Annotated in this window: 2 protein-coding genes; both read left to right on the top strand. The window is 55.6% G+C overall.

The genetic code is table 11. The features are described from left to right. Nucleotides 1–61: 61 nt before the first annotated feature. Nucleotides 62–889, top strand: coding sequence for a 3-deoxy-8-phosphooctulonate synthase (gene kdsA / locus HZB34_16420; protein MBI5317548.1), 828 nt, complete (start codon nt 62–64; stop codon nt 887–889). An 83-nt stretch (nt 890–972) separates the two neighbouring features. Then, the coding region (locus HZB34_16415; protein MBI5317547.1) for an SIS domain-containing protein at nt 973–1,389 on the top strand (417 nt) is incomplete at its 3' end.

Here is a 1,389-nt window from a genome sequence, read left to right as displayed (position 1 = left end):
CTTGTTTAGCGGATTCGTGGGAGCGGCTCTGCGGAAAAAGCTCGGCCACTAATTTCTGACTATGTCACATCTTGTAGACATCGGTTCTTTCAAGGTCGGACAAGGGCAGCGCCCGTTTCTGATTGCCGGGCCTTGCGTGATTGAGAGCGAGCAGCTGGTAATGGACACGGCCGGCCATATTGCGGACATTGCGAAGTCACTGGGAATCCCCTACGTCTTCAAGTCGTCATTTGATAAGGCCAACCGAACGTCCATTACATCGTTTCGTGGTCCTGGGATTGAAAAGGGCCTGGCGATACTCAAGAAAGTTAAGGACCACTTTGCTGTGCCTGTGTTGACCGACGTGCATACGGAGGAGCAGGCGACCGAAGCCGGGAAGGTGGTGGATGTCCTTCAGATTCCGGCCTTTCTCTGTCGGCAGACGGATTTGCTGATTGCCGCTGCCAAGACAGGGAAAGTCGTGAACGTTAAGAAGGGGCAATTTCTCTCGCCGATAGAAATGGGCAATGCGGTTAAGAAAGTCGAAGAATGTGGAAGCCGTCGACTTCTGCTCACCGAGCGTGGGTCGTCATTCGGCTACAATAATCTTGTCGTGGACATGCGGTCCTTTCCTATCATGAGAAACTTCGGGTATCCTGTCGTCTTCGATGCGACGCACAGCGTTCAGCTGCCGGGTGGCGGTGGGTCCAAATCCAGCGGCCAGCGGGAATTCGTCGAGCCGTTGGCCTGCGCCGCGGCCGGAGCGGGTGTCGACGGGTTCTTCATGGAAGTTCATCCGAACCCCGACGAGGCACTGTCCGATGGGCCGAATATGGTCCCGTTGCATCACTTAAAGTCCTTGCTCGAACGGGTCTTGCGGATATGCGACGCAGCCAAGCCGAGAAGCTGAAAGCTCCCGCGCGGCGTGGTCAATCTACGAAGGTGAAGGCAGCTAATCCAGTAACGAAGGTTGCGAAAAGGCGAAGCCAAACTATGACGGTGAAGCCATCTGGTCGAGATTCGAAAACTACAAAAATAGAAGAAAGTCTTGCCGACGGTCGGCGGGTGCTCGAAATCGAAGCGCGAGCCGTCCAATCGCTTGTGGACCGGCTGGATGCCAAGTTCGCAAAAGCGGTGCAGCTGCTTGTTCAGTGTAAGGGAAAGGTCGTCGTCTCCGGCATGGGGAAGTCCGGTTTGATTGGTCAAAAAATTGCCGCGACGCTGGCCAGCACCGGTACCTCCTCGTTCTTCCTGCACCCCGCCGAAGGTGTGCATGGAGATCTCGGAATGTTGGCTCGACGCGATGCGTTGGTTGCGATTTCCAACAGCGGTGAAACGCAGGAGTTGCTGCAGCTGCTTCCATTTGTGAAGCGTCTCGGTATTCCGGTGATCGGGCTCACAGGACGAATG

It is taken from the genome of Nitrospirota bacterium (assembly GCA_016219645.1).
Classification (GTDB): Bacteria; Nitrospirota; Nitrospiria; order Nitrospirales; family Nitrospiraceae; genus Palsa-1315.
Note: the sequence above shows the minus strand (reverse complement) of the source record. Positions and strands in the feature narration are given on the sequence as shown.

Bases quoted from the DNA above. Each gene is read 5' to 3' on its own strand.
- kdsA (MBI5317548.1), top strand. From the start codon at position 62: ATGTCACATCTTGTAGACATCGGTTCTTTCAAGGTCGGACAAGGGCAG.